This window comes from uncultured Lactobacillus sp. (assembly GCF_902491705.1).
In the GTDB taxonomy this organism is placed as follows: Bacteria; Bacillota; Bacilli; order Lactobacillales; family Lactobacillaceae; genus Lactobacillus.
Genome location: NZ_CABUIW010000030.1, coordinates 1 through 26,050, shown reverse-complemented (window position 1 = coordinate 26,050; position 26,050 = coordinate 1). Strand labels below are relative to the sequence as shown.

At 37.7% G+C, this 26,050-nt stretch carries 27 protein-coding genes, 2 pseudogenes and 1 riboswitch; of the genes and pseudogenes, 20 read left to right on the top strand and 9 right to left on the bottom strand.

The features are described 5' to 3' along the window. Together RDN22_RS06875 and RDN22_RS06870 are read left to right on the top strand one after the other, a co-directional pair. Window positions 1-117 (top strand): IS3 family transposase (locus tag RDN22_RS06875; RefSeq protein WP_308554877.1); only part of this gene is annotated, 117 nt, incomplete at its 5' end. A gap of 237 nt (window positions 118-354) precedes the next feature. Further along, the gene (locus RDN22_RS06870; RefSeq protein WP_308556972.1) at window positions 355-1,329 is read left to right on the top strand and encodes a ribose-phosphate diphosphokinase; all 975 of its coding nucleotides are present in this window, start codon (window positions 355-357) and stop codon (window positions 1,327-1,329) included. A gap of 54 nt (window positions 1,330-1,383) precedes the next feature. Here RDN22_RS06870 and RDN22_RS06865 read toward each other — a convergent pair whose 3' ends face one another. Then, a complete protein-coding gene (locus tag RDN22_RS06865; RefSeq protein WP_308556970.1) occupies window positions 1,384-2,811 on the bottom strand; it encodes a 6-phospho-beta-glucosidase in 1,428 nt (475 codons plus the stop codon). 131 nt (window positions 2,812-2,942) lie between these two features. Next, window positions 2,943-3,659, bottom strand: coding sequence for a MurR/RpiR family transcriptional regulator (locus tag RDN22_RS06860; protein ID WP_308556968.1), 717 nt, complete (start codon window positions 3,657-3,659; stop codon window positions 2,943-2,945). 188 nt (window positions 3,660-3,847) lie between these two features. On the opposite strand from RDN22_RS06860, the gene RDN22_RS06855 reads away from it, so the two are divergent. Both RDN22_RS06855 and RDN22_RS06850 read left to right on the top strand, forming a co-directional pair. Continuing rightward, the gene (locus RDN22_RS06855) at window positions 3,848-5,170 is read left to right on the top strand and encodes a PTS sugar transporter subunit IIC (RefSeq protein ID WP_308556966.1); all 1,323 of its coding nucleotides are present in this window, start codon (window positions 3,848-3,850) and stop codon (window positions 5,168-5,170) included. Between the two features lie 74 nt (window positions 5,171-5,244). Continuing rightward, a complete protein-coding gene (locus RDN22_RS06850; protein WP_308556964.1) occupies window positions 5,245-6,153 on the top strand; it encodes an ROK family protein in 909 nt (302 codons plus the stop codon). 37 nt (window positions 6,154-6,190) lie between these two features. Here RDN22_RS06850 and RDN22_RS06845 read toward each other — a convergent pair whose 3' ends face one another. Then, window positions 6,191-6,448 (bottom strand): hypothetical protein, encoded by a 258-nt coding sequence (locus RDN22_RS06845; RefSeq protein ID WP_308556963.1) that lies wholly within the window; start codon window positions 6,446-6,448, stop codon window positions 6,191-6,193. A gap of 36 nt (window positions 6,449-6,484) precedes the next feature. After that, window positions 6,485-7,849: pseudogene (locus RDN22_RS06840) on the bottom strand (HD domain-containing protein). A gap of 114 nt (window positions 7,850-7,963) precedes the next feature. Here RDN22_RS06840 and RDN22_RS06835 point away from each other — a divergent pair. From RDN22_RS06835 to gap, 5 genes and pseudogenes are all read left to right on the top strand, one after another. Further along, on the top strand, window positions 7,964-8,365 hold the full coding sequence (locus RDN22_RS06835; protein ID WP_308556961.1) for a DUF1934 domain-containing protein: 402 nt from the start codon (window positions 7,964-7,966) through the stop codon (window positions 8,363-8,365). A gap of 46 nt (window positions 8,366-8,411) precedes the next feature. Further along, entirely contained in the window at window positions 8,412-8,969 is a 558-nt protein-coding gene (gene rpoE, locus RDN22_RS06830) for a DNA-directed RNA polymerase subunit delta (protein ID WP_308556960.1), read from the top strand. A 125-nt stretch (window positions 8,970-9,094) separates the two neighbouring features. Beyond that, window positions 9,095-10,714, top strand: a complete 1,620-nt coding sequence (locus RDN22_RS06825; RefSeq protein ID WP_308556958.1) for a CTP synthase — start codon at window positions 9,095-9,097, stop codon at window positions 10,712-10,714. 129 nt (window positions 10,715-10,843) lie between these two features. Continuing rightward, on the top strand, window positions 10,844-12,142 hold the full coding sequence (locus RDN22_RS06820) for a UDP-N-acetylglucosamine 1-carboxyvinyltransferase (RefSeq protein WP_308556956.1): 1,299 nt from the start codon (window positions 10,844-10,846) through the stop codon (window positions 12,140-12,142). Window positions 12,143-12,580: 438 nt separating this feature from the next. Beyond that, window positions 12,581-13,586, top strand: a pseudogene (gene gap, locus RDN22_RS06815) (type I glyceraldehyde-3-phosphate dehydrogenase). Window positions 13,587-13,684: 98 nt separating this feature from the next. Here the strand turns inward: gap and RDN22_RS06810 are convergent. From RDN22_RS06810 to RDN22_RS06790, 5 genes are all read right to left on the bottom strand, one after another. Beyond that, a complete protein-coding gene (locus RDN22_RS06810; RefSeq protein WP_308556955.1) occupies window positions 13,685-15,109 on the bottom strand; it encodes a C69 family dipeptidase in 1,425 nt (474 codons plus the stop codon). Between the two features lie 60 nt (window positions 15,110-15,169). Beyond that, on the bottom strand, window positions 15,170-15,994 hold the full coding sequence (locus RDN22_RS06805; protein WP_308556953.1) for a helix-turn-helix domain-containing protein: 825 nt from the start codon (window positions 15,992-15,994) through the stop codon (window positions 15,170-15,172). A 201-nt stretch (window positions 15,995-16,195) separates the two neighbouring features. Beyond that, window positions 16,196-17,479: a nucleobase:cation symporter-2 family protein gene (locus RDN22_RS06800; RefSeq protein ID WP_308556952.1), complete on the bottom strand. Its 1,284-nt coding sequence runs from the start codon at window positions 17,477-17,479 to the stop codon at window positions 16,196-16,198. Between the two features lie 7 nt (window positions 17,480-17,486). Then, window positions 17,487-18,065 carry a xanthine phosphoribosyltransferase gene (locus RDN22_RS06795; RefSeq protein ID WP_308556950.1) on the bottom strand — a complete coding sequence of 193 codons (579 nt, stop codon included), beginning with the start codon at window positions 18,063-18,065 and terminating at the stop codon, window positions 17,487-17,489. Between the two features lie 68 nt (window positions 18,066-18,133). After that, a riboswitch (purine riboswitch) is annotated at window positions 18,134-18,231 on the bottom strand. A 68-nt stretch (window positions 18,232-18,299) separates the two neighbouring features. Beyond that, the gene (locus RDN22_RS06790; protein WP_308556948.1) at window positions 18,300-19,055 is read right to left on the bottom strand and encodes a hypothetical protein; all 756 of its coding nucleotides are present in this window, start codon (window positions 19,053-19,055) and stop codon (window positions 18,300-18,302) included. Between the two features lie 198 nt (window positions 19,056-19,253). Here RDN22_RS06790 and guaA point away from each other — a divergent pair, with 198 nt between their 5' ends. From guaA to RDN22_RS06735, 11 genes are all read left to right on the top strand, one after another. Continuing rightward, on the top strand, window positions 19,254-20,804 hold the full coding sequence (gene guaA, locus RDN22_RS06785; protein ID WP_308556946.1) for a glutamine-hydrolyzing GMP synthase: 1,551 nt from the start codon (window positions 19,254-19,256) through the stop codon (window positions 20,802-20,804). Window positions 20,805-20,941: 137 nt separating this feature from the next. Continuing rightward, complete coding sequence (locus RDN22_RS06780) at window positions 20,942-21,628, top strand: NAD(P)H-dependent oxidoreductase (RefSeq protein WP_308556944.1); 687 nt, start codon at window positions 20,942-20,944, stop codon at window positions 21,626-21,628. A 38-nt stretch (window positions 21,629-21,666) separates the two neighbouring features. Continuing rightward, window positions 21,667-22,152 carry a MarR family transcriptional regulator gene (locus tag RDN22_RS06775; RefSeq protein ID WP_308556942.1) on the top strand — a complete coding sequence of 162 codons (486 nt, stop codon included), beginning with the start codon at window positions 21,667-21,669 and terminating at the stop codon, window positions 22,150-22,152. A 58-nt stretch (window positions 22,153-22,210) separates the two neighbouring features. Then, entirely contained in the window at window positions 22,211-22,369 is a 159-nt protein-coding gene (locus RDN22_RS06770) for a hypothetical protein (protein WP_308556940.1), read from the top strand. Between the two features lie 147 nt (window positions 22,370-22,516). Next, a complete protein-coding gene (locus RDN22_RS06765) occupies window positions 22,517-22,774 on the top strand; it encodes a hypothetical protein (RefSeq protein ID WP_308556939.1) in 258 nt (85 codons plus the stop codon). After that, window positions 22,774-22,995, top strand: coding sequence for a helix-turn-helix transcriptional regulator (locus RDN22_RS06760; RefSeq protein ID WP_308556937.1), 222 nt, complete (start codon window positions 22,774-22,776; stop codon window positions 22,993-22,995). Before RDN22_RS06765 ends, RDN22_RS06760 begins: the two co-directional genes overlap by 1 nt. Continuing rightward, on the top strand, window positions 22,976-23,500 hold the full coding sequence (locus RDN22_RS06755) for a DUF3278 domain-containing protein (protein ID WP_308556936.1): 525 nt from the start codon (window positions 22,976-22,978) through the stop codon (window positions 23,498-23,500). The genes RDN22_RS06760 and RDN22_RS06755 overlap by 20 nt, the downstream gene beginning before the upstream one ends. A gap of 1 nt (window position 23,501) precedes the next feature. Next, window positions 23,502-23,975 (top strand): methylated-DNA--[protein]-cysteine S-methyltransferase, encoded by a 474-nt coding sequence (locus tag RDN22_RS06750; protein ID WP_308556935.1) that lies wholly within the window; start codon window positions 23,502-23,504, stop codon window positions 23,973-23,975. 86 nt (window positions 23,976-24,061) lie between these two features. After that, the gene (locus tag RDN22_RS06745) at window positions 24,062-24,925 is read left to right on the top strand and encodes an NAD(P)-dependent oxidoreductase (RefSeq protein ID WP_308556933.1); all 864 of its coding nucleotides are present in this window, start codon (window positions 24,062-24,064) and stop codon (window positions 24,923-24,925) included. 34 nt (window positions 24,926-24,959) lie between these two features. After that, the gene (locus RDN22_RS06740; RefSeq protein ID WP_308556931.1) at window positions 24,960-25,622 is read left to right on the top strand and encodes a nitroreductase; all 663 of its coding nucleotides are present in this window, start codon (window positions 24,960-24,962) and stop codon (window positions 25,620-25,622) included. 144 nt (window positions 25,623-25,766) lie between these two features. Further along, window positions 25,767-26,006, top strand: a complete 240-nt coding sequence (locus RDN22_RS06735) for a hypothetical protein (RefSeq protein WP_308556930.1) — start codon at window positions 25,767-25,769, stop codon at window positions 26,004-26,006. Window positions 26,007-26,050: the final 44 nt, after the last annotated feature.

Genomic DNA, 26,050 nt, shown 5'->3' with positions numbered 1-26,050 from the left:
GCTCAAGCTATAGAGGAATATATCAAATACTATAACGAAGAAAGGATAAAGAGCAGATTAAAAGGCTTAACTCCGAAAGAATATCGGAATCAAGCCTCTATTAATCCTATGTTTTAAAATGTCTACTTTTTAGGTCCCACTTCATTAAGATGTTACGTCTTATTTTTTAGGATATTTTCGTTGTACTCGAAAGTACACATATATTCTAACTTTTTTAGTGCTCAATAGTTAGTCCTTTTACTCGTTTTTTGCTCATAGAAGTAAAAAATCTTGTTATAATTAAAGAGTACGTAGTTCTTTTTGGAACAACTTTTGCTAAAATAGAGCTGGTTAAATATTTTTACGGAGGAAATTATGTCCTATAAAGACGATATGATGATTTTTGCCCTCAACTCAAACGTGCCATTGGCACAAAAGATTGCGGACCGTGTTGGTGTTCCACTTTCTAAGTCAAGCGTTGAACGTTTCAGTGATGGTGAAATTCAAATTAATATTGATGAAACTGTACGTGGTAAAGATGTATACCTTGTTCAATCAACAAGTGATCCAGTTAACGACAACTTGATGGAACTTTTGATTATGATCGATGCTGTACGTCGTGCTAGTGCTCGTACAATTAACATTGTAATGCCTTACTATGGTTATGCTCGTCAAGACCGTAAGACTCGTGCGCGTGAACCAATTACTGCTAAGCTTGTAGCTGACATGCTTCAAACTGCAGGTGCAAACCGTATTCTTTCACTTGACTTGCACGCACCACAAATTCAAGGTTTCTTCGATATTCCAGTTGATAACTTGATGGGTGCTCCACTTCTTGCTGATTACTTCTTACGTAACCACTTGGAAGAAGGCGCAGTTGTTGTTTCACCTGACCACGGTGGTGTTAACCGTGCTAGAAAGCTTGCTGAATTCTTAGGTTGTCCTATCGCTATTGTTGATAAGCGTCGTCCTAGAGCCAACGTTGCCGAAGTTATGAACATTATCGGTGATGTTAAGGGCAAGCGTGCAATCATTATCGATGACATGATTGATACTGCTGGTACTATTACTTTAGCAGCTCAAGCATTGATCGATGCAGGTGCTACTGAAGTTTACGCTAGTGCAACCCACGCTGTTTTATCAGGTCCAGCAATTAAGAGATTGAATGACTCACCAATTAAGAACTTAGTTCTTACTGACTCAATCAATCAACCAGCTGAAAAGAAGTTGGACAAGATGCTTTTGGTATCTGTTGGTCCACTTATGGGTGATGCTATTAAGTGCATCCAAGAACACAAGGCACTTAGCCCATTGTTCAATACCAGATACGAAGCTGACAAGCACGAATAAAATTTGTAAACAAATAAAACGACTAGTCAATTTGGCTAGTCGTTTTTTTCATGGTTATAATTCTTCGCCGTTTGTTTTAATGACGTTTTGGTACCAGTAGAATGAATCTTTCTTGTAGCGTTTCATCGAACCGTTGCCATAATCGTCTTCATCAACATAGATAAAACCATATCTCTTCTTCATTTCACCAGTAGATGCACTAACTAAATCGATGCATCCCCATGGCAAATAGCCCATCACATCGATACCATCTTCGTTAATAGCTTTTTTAATTTCTGCAATATGATCACGCAGATAATTAATTCTGTATTGGTCATGTACTTCATTATCATCTGTTAGTTTGTCATAAGCACCCAAACCATTTTCTACGATAAATAAAGGTTTATGCCAGCGAGTATCCATCCAATTTAATGCATAGCGTAAGCCAACTGGATCAATAGGCCAGCCCCAATCGTTAGTCTTGATAAATGGATTGTCTACCAAGTCTTGATATTCGCGGTAATCCATGTGATCAGTGTATTTAGTAGTGAATGACATGTAGTATGAAAAGCCAATGTAATCAACTGTACCTTGCTTTAGGATTTGAAGGTCTTTGTCAGTGATATCTAAGTTGTAATTGTTGTTTTTGAAGTATTGCTTAAGCCAGCTAGGATATTTGCCGTTAACTTGAACATCGCCAAAGTATAAACGAGAGTCCATTGCTCTTTGAGCAAATAAAATGTCTTCAGGTTTAGAAGATAATGGATAAATTGGACAAAAGGCAAGCATACAGCCGATTTGAAGTGAAGGATCGATTGCATGACCAATTTGGACAGCTTCTGCACTAGCTACCATTTCATAGTGGGCAGCTTGATACATTAATTTTTCTTTGTTATCGCCTTTGTTAAATTTGATTCCTGAATTTTCGTAAACAGAAATATCACTTTCATAATTGGTTTGATTGTTAATTTCATTGAACGTCATCCAATATTTAACTTTGTTGTGGTAGCGTTCAAAGCATACATGTGCAAAGCGAGTAAAGAAGTCAATTAACTTTCTATTGCTCCAGCCGCCGTATTCAGTAACTAAGTGATATGGCATTTCGAAGTGAGAAAGGGTAACTACAGGTTGAATATTGTATTTTAAGCATTCATCAAATACTCGATCATAGAAGGCCAGACCATCTTCACTAGGTTGAGTTTCATCTCCGTTAGGGAAGATTCTTGTCCATGCAATTGATGTACGAAAAGCTTTAAAGCCCATTTCAGCCATAAGTTTAATGTCTTCTTTGTAGTGATGATAGAAGTCAATGGCTTTGTGGTTAGGGTAATATTTACCTTCTTCGATAGTAGCAGTTAATTCGCGGGGATGTTCATGGCTACCTAATGTCATAAAGTCAGCAATTGATAAGCCTTTACCACCTTGATCATAGCCACCTTCAAGTTGGTGAGCAGCTACTGCTCCGCCCCATAAAAAGTTGTTAGGGAAAACAGATTTAGTCATAATAAAAAATCTCCTTTTTCATATCGTATATCTGCATTATATGTAATCGGTTGCAAATATGATATAAAAATGGAGCTTTTTGGTATGGTTCTGCAATTAAGTTAATTTTTCCAAGGATGGAACAGGGTGTTTTATTCTTTTTGAATTAAGATTTTGACCAGTCCTTCAATTAGATACATTACTGGGACTTGAGATGATAAATCAAAGCCATTGTGTTTTACAAAAGTCTCATGATAGGTAAGGGTATATCTGCTCATTTTGGCTATAGGGCTTGTTTCATCACCGGTAATACTAATGATTAGCGTATCTTCATTGTTGATAAATCTATTGATCATTTCTACCATTTCTGTAGTTTTGCCTGAAACAGAGAAGCAAATGACAACATTGTTAGCGGTATTTTCTAGTTTAGCAACAAGCGGATAAAATGGATCAGTTACAGGACCAGCATTAAGTCCTAATGCTGCCAATTTTCTTGCCGCATATCCAGCTAAGAAACCAGAGTCACCCATGCCTAGAGTAATAATATTGTCTGCCTGGTAGATTTTATCAGCGATAATATTTAATTTACTTGTTGTGTCGCTTGGAAAATTATCTTTATTAATAAATTCAACTTCAACTTGGTGTAAATCCTTATGATTATTTTTTATATAAGCCTTAAATTCAGGGAAACTATTAAATCCTACTTTATGAATAAAACGCATTACTGAAGAATTAGAGACATGCGCTCCTTGAGCAATATCCCTTACACGCATATAAATTACTTTGTCGCTATTTTGTTCGATATAACGATAAATGGTCATGTCGACATTTGATAGTGATGATAAGTCTTTAAATCCAAAAAAGGCCATGATATTCAACTCCCACATAAAATTACTTTTATTTTAGCATAATCGAACACAGTGTTCCGCAAGCGGAATAAAATGCTAATTCAGTGCATGGTACCTAAAACGTACCAAACTATTGTTAAATTGAAATCGTTTACATAAAATATTGATTGTTAAGATTTAAGAACAAATAAATTTGGGAGAGATAGTTTATGAAAGATTTTATTAACACGCGCGTATTGCCGCCGATAATGAAATTCGTTAATACAAGAGCAATCACCGCTTTGAAAGATGGTATGGTTATATCACTGCCTTTCATCATGGTCGGTTCAGTATTTTTACTTCTTGCTTCATTTCCAGTTCCAGCTGTAGCTAACTGGATGGACGCAATGGGCTTAACTAGATTCTGGAATCAAGCCTATAATGCATCATTTGGTATTGTTTCAGTCTTTGCCGTAATTGGTATTGCATATCAATGGGCTAAGAGTGAAAAGGTAGATCCGCTTCCAGCAGGATTAACAGCATTTGTTAGTTTCTTGATTATTATGAATCCAACTAGTGCTGTAATGAAAGGTTCAAAAACCGTTATTTCTTCTGGACAAGCACCTGACTTATTAAGTGGCTACATCGATCGTGTTTGGCTTGGTGGCCAAGGGATGATTGCAGCAATTATCGTAGGTTTGATCACTGGTTGGCTTTATTCATGGTTTATTAAGAATAAGATTACTATCAAATTGCCTGACCAAGTTCCACCAGCAGTTGCCGGTTCATTTGTTGCCTTAATTCCTGCGGCTGCACTTTCAACCATGTGGTTATGTGTCTACATTTTCTTTGAAAAGGTTGCTGGCACTACATTAACTCAATGGATTTATGCTACTATTCAAACTCCACTTCAAGGTATTTCAGACTCATTTGGTGGTATTTTGATCATGACAGTTTTAGTACCATTCTTCTGGTTCTTTGGTGTTCATGGATCAACTCTTGTTGGTGGTATTGTTAGTCCAGTTTTGCAAGCTAATGCATTAGAAAACGCAGCTATATTTAAGAAGTTTGGTTATGTAGATGCAGAACACGGTGGTCACATCGTTATTCAAGGTTTGTTTGACCAATTCTCAACTGTTACTGGTGCGGGAATGACCATTGGATTAGTTATTTTCATGGTATTCTTTGCTAGATCACAACAACTTAAGAGTATTGGTAAATTAACTTTAGTACCAGGTATCTTCAACATTAACGAACCTGTTTTGTTCGGTGTTCCTATTGTGATGAATCCAATGCTTGCCATTCCATTTTTCCTCATGCCACCACTTTCCGCAGGTTCAACTTACTTATTGATTAAAGCAGGTATCTTGCCATACCTTAATGGTGTCCAAGTACCATGGACTACTCCACCTATTATTTCAGGATTCTTAATTGGTGGATGGAAGATCGCACTTTGGCAAGCAATTATTTTAGTAATTTCTATCTTTGTTTACTGGCCATTTGCACGTAGTTACGACAAGATGTTGTACAAAGAAGAACAAGCTAAAGAATAATTTGTTAACAAAAAACGAGCTTTTCCGGTTATCATTAAGGTAAAAGCTCGTTTTTATTTATATAGGTGAAAATAATGGAAAAATATTTAACTTTTGATATCGGCGGAACGAATTTAAAATATGCCTTAATCGATGAGAAGGGACATATTCTTGAAAAAGACCGCGTAAAAACAAATACAGAGGATCTTGATTCCTTTATGGCCTCTGTTTATGAAGTTGCTGATAAGTATCAAGATGATTTTTCAGGTATTGCAGTCTGTGCACCAGGAAAGATTGATACTGAAAACAAAGTCATTTATTTTGGCGGTGCGCTGGAATTTCTTGATGGATTGAATCTTCAAAAAGCTTTAGGTGACAAGTATAATGTGCCAATCAGTGTAGAAAATGATGGTAAGGCAGCGGCCTTGTCTGAGCAATGGCGAGGTGAATTGCGCGGAGTAGACACTGGAATTGCCATTACGCTAGGTACTGGTGTTGGCGGCGGCGTGATTGTAAACAACCGCATCTTGCATGGCTGGAGTTTTCAGGCCGGTGAATTAAGTTGGATGATCACTAATTCTGGTATTGGCGTAAAGAACATGGCTGCATATAGTGGCTTTACTTGTTCTGCTGTTAACATGATCAAGAAAGTAAATCTTGCTCTTGGCAATAAAGACTTGGATGATGGATTAAGCGCATTTGAAGCAATTAACAATGGTGATTTGCGTGCGATGGCGATTTTTAAACGGTATTGTCGCAACGTTGCGATCATGATCTTGAATATTCAAACTGTGATTAATGCGTCTAAAGTCGTAATTGGTGGCGGAATTAGCAGTCAAAAAATTCTAATTGAAGAAATCAACAATCAATTAAGTAAAATATTAGACAAGAATCCAATGATTCATAAGCAGATGAATCCACCTGAAATTGTAGCCGCAAAGCATGGCAATGATTCTAACTTATATGGTGCGTTATATGCACTTCTGCTTGAATTAGGTAAATAATAAAAAAGCTAGCTTAGGCTAGCTTTTTTCAGATCGATTATTTTTGACTATCAGCCATAATTTTAGCAATGCTTACACCGGCTGCTGCAACGCAGGCTACCATAGCGGTTTTACAACCGATTTTTACGACATCTTTGATCAAATCTTGGTTTTCATGAATAAAGTTAAAAGATGTTTTTGTGTAATCCATGCAGTAGCCGTGAACGGTGTCCATCAATTCTTTTACTTGAGTGTAACCATTCTTGGGTGTAGGTTCATCTTCAGGGTTAATTTGAGTTCTTACTTCTGTGTTCATAATTAGTAACCTCACTTTCTACTATATATCTATATTCTACTTTCTTTTTGGTCTTCTTAAGTATCTTAATGATCCATTTTTTATATATTTTTGAAATTGTTCATAAAGTGGATCGAAGATCTGAGGTTGTTCTTCATTTTGAGATAGCATTGTCTTAGGGAAGAAGAAACGTTCATCCCCTTGGAAAGTACCGTTTAATGCGCGGACTAGCGGACTAAGCTGTGACAATTCAATTAAGCTGCCATCATCTTGCATAATCTCAATTTGACTATTGGCATTTTTGCCAGTTGGCTTATAAGCATCATAGGGTTCATCAAAGGCAGAATTAGTATCGGTGTAGTAATCTGGATTAAAACCGGCTTGTTTGATCAAATTCTTTAGTTTTGGAAGTAAGTTCTTAGTTTCTTCGTCGATTCTGACACTAGCTAATGGCTTTCTGTATAAATAGCGCTTAGCTAAATCAGATAAAATGGGATCTTGAGCGTTAGTCTACATCAAGAAGTTAGTTTCCATGACGCCGTCGTCTAGTCTTAAGTAGTCTTCAAGTGTCCAATCGCCTGCTAAAAACTTGGCTAAACTTGGTGTAACTTCCAAGTTGCCTTTTTTATAAATATCTTGTGCGCGTTCAAGCAAGTGGTGCAAGATGACTTCCATTGAACGACCAACGCGGTGGAAGTAAACCTGTTGATACATTTGGTAGCGAGACACAATGTAATCTTCTACCGCATGCATCCCATTATTAGTAAAGCAAATGCCATCTTTATAAGGACGAATCACACGCAAAATTCGTGATAAGTCGAAGCGACCATAATTAACGCCGGTGAAGTAGGCGTCTCTTTGCAAGTAATCCATTCTGTCGGCATCAGCTTGACTTGAGATCATCTTAACCACTTGTGGGTTAGGATAAGTCTTAGCAATTACGCTGGCCACTTGTTCAGGAAAGTTAGGTGCAACTTGTCTTAATGCTTTGTTGATTTCAGTATTTGGATCCTTGATAATCTTTTGACCAATCTTTTCGTGGTTGGTATCAAAAAGGTGCTCAAAGGTGTGCGAATAAGGGCCGTGGCCGATGTCATGAAGCAATCCGGCACATTCTACTAAAAGTCGATTATCATCGTCCCACAGGCCGTCTCCTGGCATTATAGAAGGGTATTTTTTCGCAAAGATATCACAAATACGGCGCGTTAATTCATAAACGCCTAAATTATGTTCAAATCTAGTATGCGTTGCGCCAGGAAAGACATAGCTGACTGGTCCTAATTGTTTAATTCTGCGCATGCGCTGGAATTCTTTTGATTTAACGACATCAAAAACTACTTTGTCTTCAATATGGATATAACCATGAACTGGGTCACGGAGCACAACTTCTTGTTTTAATTTTTCACTTTGAAATCTCGCCATAAACATTCACCAAGCTTGTTAATTTAATTTTTGAAAAAATATAATAAAATAGAGTAGACCTATCTAAATTATAACAAATATGTGTATGCAGTGCTTAACGGAAGGGATGAGAGCGTGACCGCTATTACAATTAATTTAACTAGCAAGATTACTCAAGATAACGATACTGAGACTTTTAATAGAACTGCACCGGGAAATATGACTGAAAAAGATGGCATCATTCGCATATCTTATGCAGAAGAAGGGGCAATTCCCGTTAAGATGCTGTTGAAAGATGATGAATTAATGATCAGACGAGGAGTTGATCATAATAATTATTCATTCATGAAGTTTGTCCCAGGTGAAAAGGCTAACTGCCGCTATGTAGTTGAAGGCAGACAAATGGATATGGTCAGCGTGACTAACCTGCTCGAATATTCTGATGAAGACGCTTCACATAAACTTCGGGTTGAATATGACCTCTTTAATGGTCTATACTTAATAGGTAACTATGCAGTCACGTTGATTTTTACTTAAACGCCTAGTAGAATAGTAAAGATTGTATAAGAGAGGACGTACAGCTGTGGGATTAGACAAATTTAAAGACAAAAACCGCGACGAATTATCAATGATCGAAGTTGCTCGTGCAATTTTGGAAGATAATGGTAAAAGAATGGCATTTGCCGATATTGTTAATGCCGTACAAAAATACTTGAATAAGAGTGACGAAGAAATTCGTGAACGTTTGCCACAATTCTATACTGACATGAACACCGATGGTGAATTTATTTCCATGGGTGAAAATGTTTGGGCACTTCGTTCATGGTTCCCATACGAATCAGTTGACGAAGAAGTTAACCACCCAGAAGATGAAGACGAAGATGATTCACGTAAGCACCACAAGAAGGTTAATGCCTTCTTAGCAAGTGCAACTGGTGATGACGACATTATCGACTACGACAATGATGACCCAGAAGACGACGACTTAGATGCCACTGCTGATGACAGCGATGACGACTATGACGATGATGATTCTGATTACGATGAAGACAACGACGATAGTGATGACGTATTGCCAGATGGTATTGAAGGTCAATTATCACAATTAAACGATGACGATGATGATGACGAGGATAATTAATTTGCTTGCCTCTTGACTTAAGAAGGAAAAGCAGATAATATTTTTCTTGGGCACCCTATGTGCGTTTAGCTCCCTAACTTGAGGGAGCTTTTTTGTTTAAAGGATAACTAATAAAGGAGCAGAATATGACAAAATACATCTTCGTAACTGGCGGTGTCGTATCTTCACTTGGTAAGGGTATTACTGCATCAAGTTTAGGTCGACTTCTTAAGAATCGTGGTTTAAAGGTAACCATGCAAAAGTTTGACCCATATATCAACATTGACCCAGGTACAATGAACCCATACCAACACGGTGAAGTTTATGTTACCGATGATGGTACAGAAGCTGACCTTGACTTAGGTCACTATGAAAGAATCGTAGACGTTAGAACTAGCAAGTATTCTAACGTAACTACTGGTAAGATTTACCAAGAAGTTTTGGAAAAAGAACGTCGCGGTGATTACCATGGTGCTACAGTTCAAGTAATTCCTCATATTACTGACATGATCAAGAAGAAGATCATGCGTGCAGCTCTTACTACTGATTCTGATGTAATTATTTCAGAAATTGGTGGTACTGTTGGTGATATCGAATCAACTCCATTCATGGAAGCTATTCGTCAAATGCGTCGTGAAGTTGGTGAAGACAACGTAATGTACATTCACTGTACTTTGGTACCACTTCTTCACGCAGCTCATGAAATGAAGACTAAGCCAACTCAACACTCAGTTGCAGAACTTCGCAGCATTGGTATTCAACCAAACATGCTTGTTCTTCGTGCAGAAGAACCAATCGACCAAGAACACAAGGACAAGATCTCAACCTTTACTGATGTTCCAGTTGACAGAATCATTGAATCAATTGATGCTCCTTCATTATTCGATGTGCCTTTGGCTTTCCAAGCACAAGGTATGGATCAAAAAGTTTGTGACTTCTTGCACCTTGAAAGTCCAAAGCCAGAAGCAGACATGGAAGCTTGGAAGAAGCTTGATGAACGTGCTAAGACTTTGAAGCACAAGACTAAGATTACTTTAGTAGGTAAGTATGTAGAACTTGAAGATGCCTACATTTCGGTTACTGATGCTTTGCAACACGCTGGTTACCTTTACAACACTAAAATTGAAGTTGATAAGGTACAAGCTGAAGATGTAACTGAAGACAACATTGCAGATATTATGAAGGATTCAGATGGTTTAATCGTTCCTGGTGGTTTTGGTACTCGTGGTCTTGAAGGTATGATCACAGCTATCAAGTACGCTCGTGAAAACGATATTCCATTCTTAGGTATTTGCTTGGGTATGCAAATGGCCAGTGTTGAATTTGCACGTGACGTTTTGCATCTTGAAGATGCTAATAGTGCTGAAGCAGAACCTAACTGCAAGAACAACATTATCGATATCATGGCTGACAAGCGTGATGAAGAAAACATCGGTGGTACTTTACGTTTAGGTCTTTACCCAGCAGCTCTTAAGAAGGGTACTAAGACTCGTGAAGCTTACGATGATCAAGATGTTATCCAAGAACGTCACCGTCACCGTTTCGAATTTAACAATGAATACCGTGATGCATTTGAAAAGGCTGGCATGGTCTTCTCAGGTGTTTCACCAGATAACCGCTTAGTTGAAATTATTGAATTGCCAAAGAAGAAGTTCTTCATCGCAGCTCAATACCACCCAGAATTCTTAAGCCGTCCACAACGTCCAGAAGGCTTGTTCAAGTCATTCATCGGTGCAGCTAGTGGTCTTCCAGCTGAAAAATTCTAAAATAATAGATTTGAATGATACAAAATCTTAAGAAAACAAGAACTGAGGGCCTCAGCTCTTGTTTTTTTTGCAAATATCCTTTAACATTATTATGATTAATTGAAAGTAGAAAAGGATTTGTTTTCGCCAATGAAGCAGATGATTATTCATGGTGGAAAGCCCTTACAGGGTGATGTTTGGATTGGTGGAGCTAAAAATTCAACTGTTGCATTAATTCCAGCATCAATTTTGTCTAGAACACCGGTAACTTTGGAAGGCGTCCCAAGAATTGCCGATGTTGCCAACCTAATGGACTTGTTAAGTGAAATGGATGTGCATTGTGATTTCGGAGAGACAACTTTGCGCATTGATCCAACTAATATTAAGATGAGTCCGTTGCCAGCTGGTAAGATTAAGAGTTTACGTGCTTCATATTACTTTATGGGTGCACTTCTTGGTCGTTTTGGCAAAGCAGTTGTGGGCTTCCCTGGTGGTGACGATATTGGACCACGTCCTATTGACCAACATATTAAGGGCTTTGAAGCCTTAGGCGCTAGCGTAAAAAATGAAAATGATCAAATTATAATTACGGCTCCTGAAGATGGCTTACATGGTGCGAAAATTCACCTTAAAATGCCATCTGTTGGGGCAACAATGAATATTATTATGGCCAGTGTGACTGCACAAGGCCAAACCATTATTGAAAATGCCGCGAAAGAACCGGAGATTATCGATTTAGCTACCTTCTTGAACAACATGGGGGCAGTTATTCGTGGTGCAGGTACCGATTCAATCAGAATTGAAGGTGTGGATATGCTTAAAGCACAAATTCCACATACTATCATTCCAGATAGAATTGAAGCTGGGACCTACGTATCTTTAGCTGCGTGCATTGGAAATGGCATTCGTATTCACAACATTATTGAAGAGCACCTTGATTCATACCTTGCTAAGGTTGAAGAAATGGGTGTAGTGATTGATGCTGACGAAGATTCACTTTATGTTTATCCAGCTGGAGATCTCAAGATGGTGCAGGTTAAGACCGACGTCTATCCAGGATTTGCGACTGATTTGCAGCAACCAATTACGCCACTTTTACTCACTGCTAAAAGTGGTGAAGGTGTAGTAATCGACAATATTTATCCTAAGAGAATTGGACATATTGCCGAATTACAAAAGATGGGTGCAAATATTAAAGTTGAAGACAATATTATTTTGGCTCATCCAACTGCTCATCTTCATGGAGCAGAAGTAACTGCTGGTGAAATTCGTGCGGGAGCATGTTTGATGATTGCAGGTTTAATGGCTGATGGCACAACTACAATCGATAAGGCAGGTAATATTTTGCGCGGATATGATCGTGTCCAAGAAAAGCTAAGACAATTGGGCGCAGATGTTACAATTGTTGATGATCCAGCCGTACCTGGTGTAATGGATCCAGTTAATTAAGTTAGAATATTTATGAAACCACGAATTAACTAATTCGTGGTTTTTTGTTGGTTCAAATAATTGACAAAGCGTTGGCCTATCAATCATCTATCTAACAAATTGTAAGATACTTGAAAAAAGTTAGTAATTTTCCTTGCATAAACGTAAAGCAGTTGATATACTGTAAGTGTCGATTGGGAGATATAAGAACTAAAAGCTTACGGTTCTTGTATTTCTCTATTTTTTGGGGTTCAGTGGGACATAAAGCGTCACAGCAATGGACAAAAAGTGTCCCACTAAAATGTGGATGTATTGATAGCCCTAAATTAATTCGACTAAAGTGATTGTGCTTAAATAAAAAAATAATAATACCAATCGATCTAAAAAATTAAGCACGATCATTTTGATAATTATTTTTAAAGTTGTTGTAGTTGAATGAGTTCGAAGGAGGACTTTATTATGACAGTGAAAATTGGTATTAATGGTTTTGGCCGTATTGGTCGTTTGGCATTCCGTCGTATTATGGACTTGGGTGAAAAGTCAAAAGACATTGAAGTTGTTGCTATTAACGACTTAACTACTCCAGCAATGCTTGCTTAAATACGACTCAACTCACGGTACTTTCAATCACGAAGTTTCATCAACTGATGACTCAATCGTAGTTGATGGTAAGAAATACCGTGTTTACGCAGAACCACAAGCACAAAACATTCCTTGGGTTAAGAATGACGGCGTTGACTTCGTTCTTGAATGTACTGGTTTTTACACTAGCAAGGAGAAGGCTAAGGCTCACCTTGATGCCGGCGTAAAGCGTGTATTAATTTCAGCACCTGCAGGTGATATGAAGACCATTGTTTACTCAGTAAACGAAGATACTTTAACTGCAGATGACAAGATTGTTTCTGCTGGTTCATGTACTACCAACTCATTAGCTCCAATGTCTAAGTTCTTGGATGAAGCATTTGGTATTGAAGTTGCTACTATGACTACTATCCATGCTTACACCGGTTCACAAATGACTTTGGATGGTCCTTCACGTAGTGGTAAGGAACAAGATGCTCGTGCAGCTGCTGAAAATGTCATCCCACACTCAACTGGTGCTGCTAAAGCTATTGGCTTAGTATTACCAAACTTGAATGGTAAGATGAATGGTCACGCACAACGTGTTCCTGTTAAGGATGGTTCAGAAACTGAATTGGTTTCAATCCTTAAGAAGAAAGTTACTGCTGATGAAATCAATGAATTAATGAAGAAGAATCAAAGTCCATCATTCGGCTACAACGACGATCACATCGTTTCAAGCGATGTGATCAACATGACCGAAGGTGCTATCTTTGACCCAACTCAAACTATGGTAACTACTTCAGGTGACAAGCAAATTGTTAAGACTGTTTCTTGGTACGATAACGAATACTCATTCACTTGCCAAATGATCCGTACTTTGTTACACTTTGCCACTCTTTAATTTTTAACAGTCATAATCTAATAGACTATTTAATAAATTTACGCATAAAAAAATCTCTAAGCTGAATTAGCTTAGAGATTTTTTATATAAACTATAAATTAGTCAAGCAAGTCGTACTTCAAAGTCATAAGACCGTGACCTTCGTCAACCATTTGACCGAGAAGTTCAACAGTGTTGTTGTAAACAGTGTCGGCCATCTTTTGGTTAGCTGCAATAAGCTTGTCTTGTAATTCTTTACCAGAAAGGCCTTCAACTTCCTTGTCAGTATCGTGTTGGATCTTGTGGCATTGTGCCAAGCTCTTTTGTTCAAAGGCATCTTCAAGTTCACCGTAAACACGGTAGTTGGTGTCGCCAAGTTGAGCAGTTAATTTGTTAAGCCAAAAGATCTTGTTCAAGTTGAACTTAGGAGTAGTTTGGAAACTTTCTGGAGTAGTAGTTACGTTAGTGTAGAATGGTACGAAACTGTTGAAAGTGTTTGGGCCAAATACTAACCATTGAACACCTGCAATTTCCGCTGGAACATCGTTTCTAATTTGTAAAACGTGAGTTTCAAAGTTACGGTTAATACCGATTGGACGGAAAGTCTTCTTTTGTTCAGCAGTACCTTGATCGCCGTATGCATCGTATGGGGTATCTTGGTAGTGTGAACTTTCAGCCCACTTAATGTCTTCGATTGAGATCAAACGGTTTGCATGGCAGATGAATGGTTGATCTTGATCGCTAGGTTGACCGCCAAAGTCAGGATCGAAGTAGTTGTGAATGTACCAAGCACGTGGGTTATTGTAGTGAGCGTCCTTGATAGTTGATGAACCAAAGATGTGACGCATGTTGTAACCTTCACGGTCTGGGTTCAAGTGGTATTCAGCAATTAAGTCTTTCAAATCACTTGAAGCAGCGAAGTTATCAGTATCGTCAAAGTCGAATTCATCGATGTTCAAACGGTTTGGTGCAATAACGTATGCGTCATCTGGGATGCGACGAGCAATCCAGTGGTGGCCACCAATAGTTTCAAGATACCAGATAGTATCCTTGTCAGAGAAAGCCATACCGTTCATTTCGTAAGTACCGTACTTTTCAACTAAGTAACCTACACGCTTAACACCATCAAATGCGGAATGTAAGTATGGAAGAGTCAAAGTAACGAAGTCTTCTTCACCAAGTCCGCCTTCTGATGGATCAAGAAGTGGGTCAACGCCTTGAATACGTGAGTTAGTGGTGATAGTTTCGGTAGCAGTCATAGCAATGTTTTCAGCATTGATACCAGCTGCACCCCAAATACCGTTTTTGCCAGATACGTCTGGTGCAGAAGTGTAACAAAGTGGAGTTTCAGCTAAGTCCGCATCATCGATCTTTTGGTGACTGATGACACTTTCGTAGTGCTTAGGCTGGTCTTCTGGGTTAACAGCTTTGAAACCTTCAGGGATAATAACACGACCGCCGTCTTCACTACGAGCGATCATAGTTGAACCGTCAATAGTTGCTTTTTTACCTACTAAGATAGTAGTACATTCTGTTTGTTTCATTGGATCATTCCTTTACTATAATTTTTTTACTTTATATTAATATTGTATGCAAAAAAGACATTAATTTCCACGAAATACGTTAGGACTCACACCGCTATATCGCTTAAATGCCTTGGAAAACGTAAATTCATCGCCGTAGCCAACCGTATGGGCGATTTGCTTTAAATTATGTGAAGTGTTTTGTAATTCCTTCTTAGCGGCTTCCATGCGGAGCTGCATTAGATATTTTTGAGGCGAAATCTTAGTATTCTTTCTAAACAAGGCATATAAGAAGCTACGTGAGACACCGAGACGATTGCACAGCTCCACGATATTGCAGGTAGGATCAGTGTAGTTTTTGTTCAGATAATCAATAGCGATCTGATACTGATCAATCTTAGGAGTTTTACGTACTGGTGGATGATCAGGGAATTCGCTTACTAGATTATAAAAAAGCTGATAGGTAAGAGAAGCGATTTGAATATTATTAAGCAGCGAAGTTTCTTTATTTAAAGCTGAATAGATCTTATGCAAGGTCGCATAAAACTTAGTATTTTGAATCTGTCTTAAAAAGTTTTTGTTAGGCAAATTAGACGACTTAATCATTTTGTTGGTACCGGGTCCAGCTAGTCCGATCCAAAAGTAATGCCATGGTTCATCATGATCTGCTTGAAAATAGCAGGTTTGACTACGCGGAACGTAAAACAAGTCACCTTCTTTTAATTTAACTGAATGGTGACCACTGGAATTGAAAGTTCCTTTACCTGACATGATGTAATACAGAACATCATTTTTGCGTAAATTATTGCCTTCAAAGTATTCGTCAGGTTTGCAGGCTTGTTCACCATAAAATAGAATGTGGCTTTCAATATTTTGATTGTTAAAGTTATGATATTGATTCGGCATATTTTCCTCGCTGTTGAAAGATTCTTCTTTTATCTATTATAGATAAAAGATTGAAATAAAGGGAAAAATAAGGAAGACCAAGTAAGTCAAAAATAAAACGCCTGATTTTTGTATCAGGCGCTTTATTAGGGTTTTAAAAAATATTTATAGAAAAAATATGTGAGATTTGAGATTTATAAATTATGAAATAGAGTATTCAGCTTATTTGGCACCACTTCTTCCATTGAATAATAGGTTAAGCAAGGTAGCACAGATGCTGGCTACTACGATACCGTTACCCAAGAATAATTGAACAGTTTGAGGTAAGGCTTGGAAAATTTGTGGATATACGGTAACGCCTAAACCTAATCCGATAGAAATGGCTACAACCAAGATATTGCGGTTGTTTTCAAAATCAACTTTTGTTAACATTCTGATTCCTTGAACGGCGATCATGGTGAACATAACTAACATTGTGCCGCCTAAGACTGAATCAGGGATGATGGTTACAAGTGCGCCGATTTTAGGAAGAAGTCCCATACCCATTAACAAACCAGCTGCCCAGTAGATTGGACGCTTAGTTTTAATGCCGGACAATTGAAGAAGTCCGACGTTTTGTGAGAATGTGGTATAAGGGAAGGTGTTGAAAAGCCCGCCGAAAATTTGTGCGATACCTTCGGCACGATAACCTTTTTTAAGGTCATTTTCGGTAATATCCTTATGAAGTAGGTCGCCGATTGCGAAGAACACACCGGTTGATTCAACCATGGAAACTAATGCGATGATGATCATGGTTAAACAGGATGACCATTCAAATTCGGGAACACCGAAGTAGAAAAGTTGTGGTAAGTGGAACCATGAAGCTTGTTCGACTGGTTTTAATGAAACGAGTCCCATGAAGCTTGCGATGACAGTTCCAGCGATTAATCCGATTAAAACGGAGATTGAACGAAGGAAGCCTTTAGTCCAGACTTCGATGGCTACGATGATGAGGATGGTGATGAAGGCTGCGATAAGATTCTTCGCATCACCGAAGTCTTTGGCTTGGGCATTGCCGCCACCCATGTTTTGGACGGCGACAGGAATCAAAGTTAATCCAATAACTGTAATTAAAGTTCCTGTAACAACTGGCGGGAATAGTTTTTTGATTTTTGAAAACCAACCAGCAATACAAAAAACGAAAATTCCGGCAACGATGATCGCACCATACATAGTGTTGATTGAAAACTTTTGTCCAATCATTTCAAGTGGTGCAACGGCTTGGATGGCACAACCTAAAACAACAGGAAGGCCAATACCAAAGTATTTGTTACGGAACAATTGAATCAGTGTGGCAAGTCCACACATAAAAATATCAATGGAAACAAGGTAAGTCATCTGTTCGCTATTGAATTTAAGGGCGGTACCGATTAAAAGAGGAACGGCAACCGCACCAGAATACATGGCCAGCAGGTGTTGCAAACCTAAGACAGCAGCTTTTTTGTGACTAACTTCTTTTTGTGCCATTTTTTATTTATTCTTCTCCTTCAAAGTGAACTTGACCATCTTTGAAACTGTCAATCTTGGCAAGTGCTTCAAAGCGTAAGCCTTCGTTTTCAACCCATTCACTTCCGCCTTGGAAGGTCTTGGCAACAACGGCACCGACACCAGCAATATTACAGCCGGCTTGCTTTGCAATGTTAACCATACCCTTAACAGCTTCACCGTGAGCAACGAAGTCATCGATGATTAGAAGATTTTCACCCTTGTGTAAGAATTTTTCTTCAACACAGATCTTGTTGGTGACTTTCTTGGTGTATGAGAAGACATCTGCCCAGTAAACTGCATCGTTAAGTGTTGATGGCTTCTTCTTTCTAGCAAAGACCATTGGTACGCCTAATTGGTAAGCAGTCATGATACCAGGTGCAATACCGGAAGCTTCACAAGTTAAAACTTTGTCGATCTTTTCGTCAGCGAATAGTCGCTTAAATTCTTCGCCAACTTGCATCATTAACTTAGGATCGACTTGGTGATTTAAGAATGAGTTAATCTTAAGTACGTCCCCATCTAAAACTTCACCATCTCGTTTAATTCGCTCTTCTAATAATTTCAACTTAATCCTCCTAAAGAAATAAGGACTTCTTCTACCAGAATTAGGTAAAAGAAGTCCTTAAAGTTTTTTCTTAACTTGCATTCACCTATAGTCCACCATTTACGGTAGTGGGTAGAAACTGTCGACCTTATTTCGACGATATATAGATATTTATGTTGGTTTAATAGTAACAAAATACATTACCGAACACAAGTATAAAATTAAGCATTAATGTTCGATTATTGAATAGGCATTTCATTCTGATGCCATCTTATCGTTTTTTAAGCTGAATACTTTTTCTAAGATGCCATATAAAATACCGGAGATTGGCCAAACAATCCAGCTTCTTTCCCAATTATTGGTGATAAAGCTGTAGCCTAGGTATAGCAAGGTAGCAATTAGCCAATAAATGGCAGCATATTTGTTCATCAATTTGCGACCCTTTTTGTTTTTGGAAGTATAGTCGCCTGTTTGAAGCAGAATGTTGTAGCTGTTCATGATGGTGTTGCATTTAACGAGTAAGAAGACACCGATTGAAACAAAGATTAAGGTGATGGCGACTAAACCAACCATGAGATTTTCAAAACTAGGGGTATTTTCAAAGAAGGTTCCTGCAATTACGGGGATTGCGGAAAGAATGAAGATCACAATTGCTGCAGTGGTCATTGTGGCATATGTTTTAGCGTATTGATCCTTTTCTTTTTGTACAGTGCTAATTAGTTCGTCGCTTAAATCGAAATCTTCGTATTCCATTTTTTCAAAAGGATCTAGTTTGAAGTCGGCTGAAATAAATAATCCGACACTGATAGCAACAATGATAAGTAGAAAGATGATGCCAGTAGCAGCTGCAGCGTTGTTAGGGAGATTAAGTATATTTAGTTTAGATAAACTGAGTAGGGTGAGTAATAAAACTGGTGACAAAATGCAGAGCATGACACCGGTAGCGATAGTAGTAGCCGCCTTTTTGCGAAGTGATAGGAATTTATCGACTGTTTGTTTAGTTAAGTTCATGATTAACACCTCTTTTGTATATATTCAGATAATAGATATAGTTATATCTTAATTTTATCGAATTATAGAAAGAGGAGCTATTTTTTTGATTGATTAAAGCTGAACATTTAGAACTAGTTTCATAAATATTGATTGACCTTTTTTGAAATTCCTAGTAGAGTTAATTAAAAATGTGTAGTTGAAAAGAGGGAGAATTTAGTGGCTAAGAATCTAGACGATTTTGATAAGATTATTGTTCTTGACTTTGGTAGTCAATATAATCAATTAATCACCCGACGTATCCGTGACTTTGGCATCTACTCTGAACTTTTGCCCCACGATCTTTCAATTGAGAAGATCAAAGAAATGAATCCTAAGGGAATCATTTTCTCAGGTGGTCCTAACAGTGTTTATGACGAAGGTGCATTAAAAGTAGATCCTGAAATCTTTAAATTAGGTATTCCTATTTTGGGTATTTGCTACGGGATGCAACTGATGAGTTATGACTTAGACGGTAAGGTTGAACCTGCTGATAACAAAGAATACGGTAGAGCCAACATTACTGTTGAAGATCCAGACAGTGCCTTATTCAAGGGCTTGCCAGTCAAGCAATATGTTTGGATGAGTCACGGCGACTTAGTAACTCAAGCACCTAAGGGCTTTGAAGTAACTGCTTCAAGTAAGAACTGTCCTATTGCAGCAATTGCTAACCCAGATAAGAAGTTCTATGGTATTCAATTCCATGCTGAAGTTCGTAACTCAGAATATGGTTTGGATATTTTGAAGCGTTTTGCATTTGACGTTTGTGGTGCCGTAGCTAACTGGACTATGGAAGACTTCATCGACATGAAGGTTGATGAAATCCGCAAAGAAGTTGGCGACAAGAAGGTTATCTTAGGCCTTTCTGGTGGTGTCGACTCAAGTGTTACTGCAACTCTTCTTCACAAGGCAATTGGCGATCAATTAACTTGTATCTTCGTTGATCACGGGATGCTTCGTAAAGACGAAGGCGACCAAGTAATGAAGGCCTTGAACAAGGATCTTGGTGTAAACATTATCCGTGTTAATGCTGGTGAACGTTTCTTAAGCAAATTAAAGGGCGTTACTGATCCTGAAAAGAAACGTAAGATCATTGGTAAAGAATTTATCGAAGTCTTCAATGAAGAAGCTCAAAAGTTAGGTCAAATTGACTTCTTAGCTCAAGGTACTTTGTACACTGACGTTATCGAAAGTGGTACTAATACTGCTCAAACTATTAAGTCACACCACAACGTTGGTGGTCTTCCTAAGGACATGCACTTTAAGCTTATTGAACCACTTCGTAAGCTTTTCAAAGACGAAGTTCGTGAACTTGGTGAAAAGCTTGGTATTCCACATGACTTGGTATGGCGTCAACCATTCCCAGGTCCAGGCCTTGGAATTCGTGTACTTGGTGAAGTTACTGAACCTAAGCTTAAGATTGTGCGTGAAAGTGACGCAATTTTACGTGAAGAAATTAAGAAGGCAGGACTTCAAGAAAAGGTATGGCAATACTTCACAGTTCTTCCAGGTATTCGCTCAGTAGGTGTTATGGGTGATGGTAGAACTTACGACTACACTATTGGTATTCGTGCTGTAACTTCAATTGATGGTATGACTGCAGACTTTGCTCAATTGCCATGGGATGTATTAGGTCACATTTCAGACAGAATCGTAAACGAAGTTGATAACGTTAACCGTGTAGTTTACGATGTCACGAGTAAGCCACCTTCCACTATTGAATGGGAATAATATTGATATATAAAAATAAGCTCTTGGTTGTAATGGCTAAGGGCTTATTTTGTTTCTGCATTTTTGTTGACAAGCAACATAAATAAACTATAATAGATTGGAAATGTTGATAAGCAACAAAAATAGGAGGGATTCATATGAGCACAGTTTTAGTAATTCAAGCCCATCCACATATCGAAAATAGTCTTTCATTGACTGTAGGAAAGAAGTTCATTGATTCTTACAAGGCTAGTCATCCCAACGATAAAATTATAATTCGCGATCTCTATGCCAAAGAAGGTGTTCCACCGTTGAACGATGTAACGATGGAAGCTTGGAGAAAGCAAAAATTTGAAGAACCAATGTCTGATGAAGAAGTAGCTTTACTTAAGCGCCATGAAGAATGGCTCAATGAATTCATTAATGCAGATAAGTATGTCTTTATCAATCCGATGTATAACCACTTTCTTCCTGCAGAGATGAAGCAATATCTTGATTTAACGGCAGTCGCACATAAGACCTTCAAGTACACCGCTAAGGGATCTGTCGGTTTGTTAAAAAATAAAAAGGCCATCCATATTCAAGCTGCAGGAAGCGAGTATCATAAAGATGGTAAATGGGGCGTTGTTAAATTCTTTGTTAGAAAAGCATTTAAGATTCAAAGTCCCGAAAGTTGTGCCATCATGGATTTAGGCCATCTTTATTTAACTAATATGCTGAAGTTTTACGGTGTTACTGATTTAGATTCTGTTTTTATTGAGGGTGCAGATGCACATCGCGATCAACGACAAGCAATTTTGAATAAGGCCATAATTGAGGCAGAAACCAAGGCTAAGAACTTTTGATATAATGGCTTCAGCAAGGTGAAAAGTGAGGATCAAAAATGGATGAAAAAAGCATAACTGATATTCGACAAACAATTGAATTATTGCGTATGCAACATGGCAATAGTCACGGCTCTCAAGAGCAACAGCGAATTCAAGCGTATGTATCTGATCCTGAATTAAAGGAGATTGTATCTAAGTTGTCGATTGCTTCTTTTCATACTTTGTCCGCACTTGAAATGGGCGAGCAGACAGGAATTGAAATCGCTGGGAAGATCAACGTTACTCGCGGGGGAGTAACTCGTGCAGCCAAAAAGTTGCAAGAGTTTGGTTTAATTAATGCCCTTAAGCATAATGACGATAAGAAGAAAATATATTATTCTTTGACTGAAAATGGTCGAAAGATTGCTGAAGCTCATGATCAGATGACTGAAGCACTGAAGAAAGAATTAGTTGATAAATTGACCGCTAAGTATTCAAGCGAAGAGCTTAAGACGGTAGCTGAATTTTTGAATGATTTGTATGAGCTTGAACGTAACTTTTAGTGGCTGTTGATGTGAATAATCAAAGCATATTTTTATCATATTGATAAGGTAAGGATATATGACAACTGACGCAAAACGAACTGAAGTAAATGTTGATAATAAATTGACTCTAGAGCAAATGGTAGATATGAAATTGCGTGAAGCTGCTAAGAAAATTTCCGTTAAGAAAGTAAGAAGCAAGAAAGACATAGAGGATTTCTTTGACGAAGAAAAATAAGAAATGACGATATAAGATCTTAGTTGCAATGACTAAGATCTTATTTTTTATATTTTTTGTCACATATAATTGACTTTTTGCAAAAGTGGGAATAATATTCTAGGTGTAAAAAGTAATATATATGTGACATGTTGGAGGAGAAGAAAAATGAAGAAATTACTCACTTTTCTTAAATACTATGCCATTTCCGCGGGTATTTCGCTTTTAATTTTCATTATTGGGTTAACTATCAAGGGATATTTAACTTCGGCACTATTTACTCCAGATAACCTTCCGATTTTTCTTGGCGTGCTGGCAATTGTGGCAATAGTTCCTGGATTTAGCCTAGCATTGATGATTTATATCATTTTGAATGGACATCGCAATATTAAGAAACAAGAAGAGATTGCAAACTCGGATAAATAATGAATGTAAATAATGTAAAAATATATCGCAAAAAAAAGAAGCTATCTCAAATGGAGCTTGCTAAAGAAATTGGGGTAGCTCGTCAAACTATTAATTTAATTGAGAATGATAAATATAATCCTTCATTGGATTTGTGCTTGAAATTAGCACACACGTTAGGGACAGATTTGAATACACTATTTTGGGATGGGGATGTTGATGATGGAAAACAAGAAGACTAGTTGGCTAAATCGCTACATAAGTTCATGGTACGGAATTTCAGGACCAGTTGATGAATATAAAGAGTCACAAATAAATCGTATTGGTGGGAGGGCTTTGCCACTTTTCCTTGAAGGTATGGGAGCCGTAATTATTATTTCATTGATTGTTGCTGCTATTTTTAATATGGAGGCGGCTTACTACACTGTACTAGGTGGATTCTTGATAGTTGAACTGGCTGTCAGTGGCTATGTTTCTCATCAAGTACATAAACTTCATTTAGACGATAATGAAATTGAAGCTAAAGATTTACCTGAAGCTAAAAAGTCTGCTTGGCTTCGTGGGATTAGAGCAGGACTATATTGGGGAGTAAGTATGACAGCACTGCAAATCATTACAGAGCAAGACTTTAGTACTTTTAATATTTGGCTCAATATAGGCGTTTGGTTTGGAAGTGGAATTCTTTTTGGTTTGACAATGGCATTTGTTTTGCTTGGAAGAATTAAAGTGATTAAGGATGATGAGTAATATGAAAAATATCAGTAAGTTGACTATTAAAACTCCAATTGGTTTGTTAGAGATAACGGCTGTGGGGGATGCAGTTACTGGTGTTAAGTCAGTTAAGCAAGAAGAAAAATTCATTGGTGATGACTCATCTATGAAGATGGCTCAAAAAGCTAAAGATGAACTTGAAGAGTACTTTGCAGGAAAAAGAAAAGTATTCGATCTTCCATTAAGAGCTGAAGGGACTGATTTTCAAAAGAAGGTTTGGGCACAACTAGAAAAGATCCCATATGGAGAAACCAGAACTTATGGTGAAGTCGCGCAAATGATGGGCAATCCTAAAGCATCAAGAGCTATTGGGATGGCAAATCATAATAACCCAATTTTGATCTTAACTCCTTGCCACCGTGTAATTGGTGCGGATGGTAGTTTAACCGGATATGCGGCTGGAATTGAAGCCAAGAAATATTTGCTTGATTTTGAAAGCAGTAATAAATAAGGCGGTAATTTAACCGTCTTTTTGTTTACTTACTTTTAGTGTATTAAAATATGTGTATACGTAAGTAATATTTTAAGAGGCAAATTATGAAGATAGGTTTTGTTGGAACTGGTGTAATGGGCACTGGTATTATTGATAATCTGTTGAAAAATGGTGAAGACGTTACTGTCTATAACCGCACTAAGGCACATGCTAATAAAGTTGTAGAAAATGGTGCAAAATGGGCTGATTCACCTGCACTTTTGGCTGAAAAATGTGATGTGATTTTCACAATGGTAGGTTTTCCAGCAGATGTAGAAGATGTTTACTTTGGCAAAAATGGTCTGTTTGAAACTGCTCATGACGGTCAATATTTAATCGATATGACAACGAGTAAGCCTAGTTTGGCTAAGAAAATTTTTGAACAAGGTCAAGAAAAAGGAATACATGTATTAGATGCACCTGTATCTGGCGGGGATGTTGGTGCTAAGAATGGTACCTTGACTGTGATGATAGGTGGTAAAAAGAGTGATTTTGAAGCAATAAAACCTATTTTTCAGAAATTCAGTAGCAGTTTAAATTATTTCGGACCAGCCGGTTCTGGACAAAATGCCAAGATGGCAAATCAAATTATGATAGCAGGTACAATGACTGGCTTAACAGAAATGTTAGTTTATGCGAAAAAAGCTGGACTTGATTTAGAGCAAGTTTGTCAAACCTTACAAAGTGGGGCTGCAGAAAACTTTAGCTTGGGTACATATGGTCCAAGAATTTTGAAAGGTGACTATACTCCTGGATTTTTTGCAAAGCATTTCTTGAAGGATTTAAGAATTGCCTTAGATGAAGCAGATAAGATGAATTTGAATCTACCTGCAACTAAACAAGCTAAGGAATTATATGAGCAATTAGTAGATGAGAAGAAATTGGGTAACGATGGTACTCAAGCTTTGATTAAACTTTGGTGGTCATAATTTAGAAATAAATATATTAGAAAGAGGAAAATTAATGGATGTAAAAGAAGCAATCTCTAGCAGACACTCAACTCGCTTGTTTGATTCAAATAAACAAGTTAGTGAAGATGATTTAAAAGAAATTGTCAGATTGGCACAACAAGCACCTTCGTGGGTCGATTCTCAACCATGGAAGGTTTACATTGCAACTGGTGAAAAGCTTAAGCAAATTAAAGAAAAGCACCGTGAAAATGTAGAGCAAGGCGTAAAGGCTAATCCAGATTGGCCAACTACTCATAGAAAAGATTGGGCAGAATTTCCTAGAGAAAACATGGCAAGACATAATGCTGATACCGAAAAATTCTGGGAAACTAATCCAATTGAAGGCGTAACTAGAGCTGACTTGCAAGAACGCTTATATGATGCGCCAGTTATTTGCTACTTAACTATTCCTAAGAATTCCAATCGTTGGTCAACCTATGATTTGGGTGCTTTTGGTCAAACCTTGATGCTTGCTGCTAAGGGGTTAGGAATTGACTCAATGCCTGCTTATGAAATCGTGAAGTTCCCTGAATCAATTCGTAAGATTATGAATATTCCTGATGATGAAACTATCGGTATGGGAATTGCTTTAGGCTATGGTGATAAAAGCACTAGAGTAAATGAGTATCATGCTCATCGAGTAGACTTAGATAAGATGCTAAAAATTGAAGATTAATAATTAAAAAGAAGATATATAGAAGCTCGCAATTTTGCGGGCTTTATTTTTTTGAAAAAAATCGTAAAAACATGTTGATTTTAAAAATACATGTGATAATATAATACGTGTAAAGAATAAAGAAACATCTTTTGAAAGGGATATATGAAAATGACAAGTATTAAAAATATTCTTAAATCTGTTAACCCATTCACTAAAAATAAAGGAGAAAACAATATGACAAACACTCAAAAAGCTTTAGCCCTTATTAACACTTTCGCAACTGGCGACACTGAAAAAGCTGCAAGTTTACTTGCTCCAGATTACGTTCAACACAATCTTGATTACGGAACTGGTCGTGATGCATTCGTCAGTGCAGTTGCAGGTCTTGCTCAAACATCCTAAAGTATAAGGTGAATAGAAGCATGACGATGCTTTTATTCACCTTT

Coding starts and splice junctions, on each gene's coding strand:
- RDN22_RS06740 (WP_308556931.1), top strand. CDS start 24,960: ATGGATGTAAAAGAAGCAATCTCTAGCAGACACTCAACTCGCTTGTTT.
- RDN22_RS06845 (WP_308556963.1), bottom strand. CDS start 6,448: ATGAACACAGAAGTAAGAACTCAAATTAACCCTGAAGATGAACCTACA.
- RDN22_RS06800 (WP_308556952.1), bottom strand. CDS start 17,479: ATGGCACAAAAAGAAGTTAGTCACAAAAAAGCTGCTGTCTTAGGTTTG.
- RDN22_RS06805 (WP_308556953.1), bottom strand. CDS start 15,994: ATGCCGAATCAATATCATAACTTTAACAATCAAAATATTGAAAGCCAC.
- RDN22_RS06780 (WP_308556944.1), top strand. CDS start 20,942: ATGAGCACAGTTTTAGTAATTCAAGCCCATCCACATATCGAAAATAGT.
- RDN22_RS06860 (WP_308556968.1), bottom strand. CDS start 3,659: ATGGCCTTTTTTGGATTTAAAGACTTATCATCACTATCAAATGTCGAC.
- RDN22_RS06760 (WP_308556937.1), top strand. CDS start 22,774: ATGAATGTAAATAATGTAAAAATATATCGCAAAAAAAAGAAGCTATCT.
- RDN22_RS06825 (WP_308556958.1), top strand. CDS start 9,095: ATGACAAAATACATCTTCGTAACTGGCGGTGTCGTATCTTCACTTGGT.
- RDN22_RS06850 (WP_308556964.1), top strand. CDS start 5,245: ATGGAAAAATATTTAACTTTTGATATCGGCGGAACGAATTTAAAATAT.
- RDN22_RS06765 (WP_308556939.1), top strand. CDS start 22,517: ATGAAGAAATTACTCACTTTTCTTAAATACTATGCCATTTCCGCGGGT.
- RDN22_RS06870 (WP_308556972.1), top strand. CDS start 355: ATGTCCTATAAAGACGATATGATGATTTTTGCCCTCAACTCAAACGTG.
- RDN22_RS06775 (WP_308556942.1), top strand. CDS start 21,667: ATGGATGAAAAAAGCATAACTGATATTCGACAAACAATTGAATTATTG.
- RDN22_RS06855 (WP_308556966.1), top strand. CDS start 3,848: ATGAAAGATTTTATTAACACGCGCGTATTGCCGCCGATAATGAAATTC.
- RDN22_RS06745 (WP_308556933.1), top strand. CDS start 24,062: ATGAAGATAGGTTTTGTTGGAACTGGTGTAATGGGCACTGGTATTATT.
- RDN22_RS06865 (WP_308556970.1), bottom strand. CDS start 2,811: ATGACTAAATCTGTTTTCCCTAACAACTTTTTATGGGGCGGAGCAGTA.
- RDN22_RS06820 (WP_308556956.1), top strand. CDS start 10,844: ATGAAGCAGATGATTATTCATGGTGGAAAGCCCTTACAGGGTGATGTT.
- RDN22_RS06790 (WP_308556948.1), bottom strand. CDS start 19,055: ATGAACTTAACTAAACAAACAGTCGATAAATTCCTATCACTTCGCAAA.
- RDN22_RS06735 (WP_308556930.1), top strand. CDS start 25,767: ATGAAAATGACAAGTATTAAAAATATTCTTAAATCTGTTAACCCATTC.
- RDN22_RS06770 (WP_308556940.1), top strand. CDS start 22,211: ATGACAACTGACGCAAAACGAACTGAAGTAAATGTTGATAATAAATTG.
- RDN22_RS06755 (WP_308556936.1), top strand. CDS start 22,976: ATGGAAAACAAGAAGACTAGTTGGCTAAATCGCTACATAAGTTCATGG.
- RDN22_RS06810 (WP_308556955.1), bottom strand. CDS start 15,109: ATGAAACAAACAGAATGTACTACTATCTTAGTAGGTAAAAAAGCAACT.
- RDN22_RS06750 (WP_308556935.1), top strand. CDS start 23,502: ATGAAAAATATCAGTAAGTTGACTATTAAAACTCCAATTGGTTTGTTA.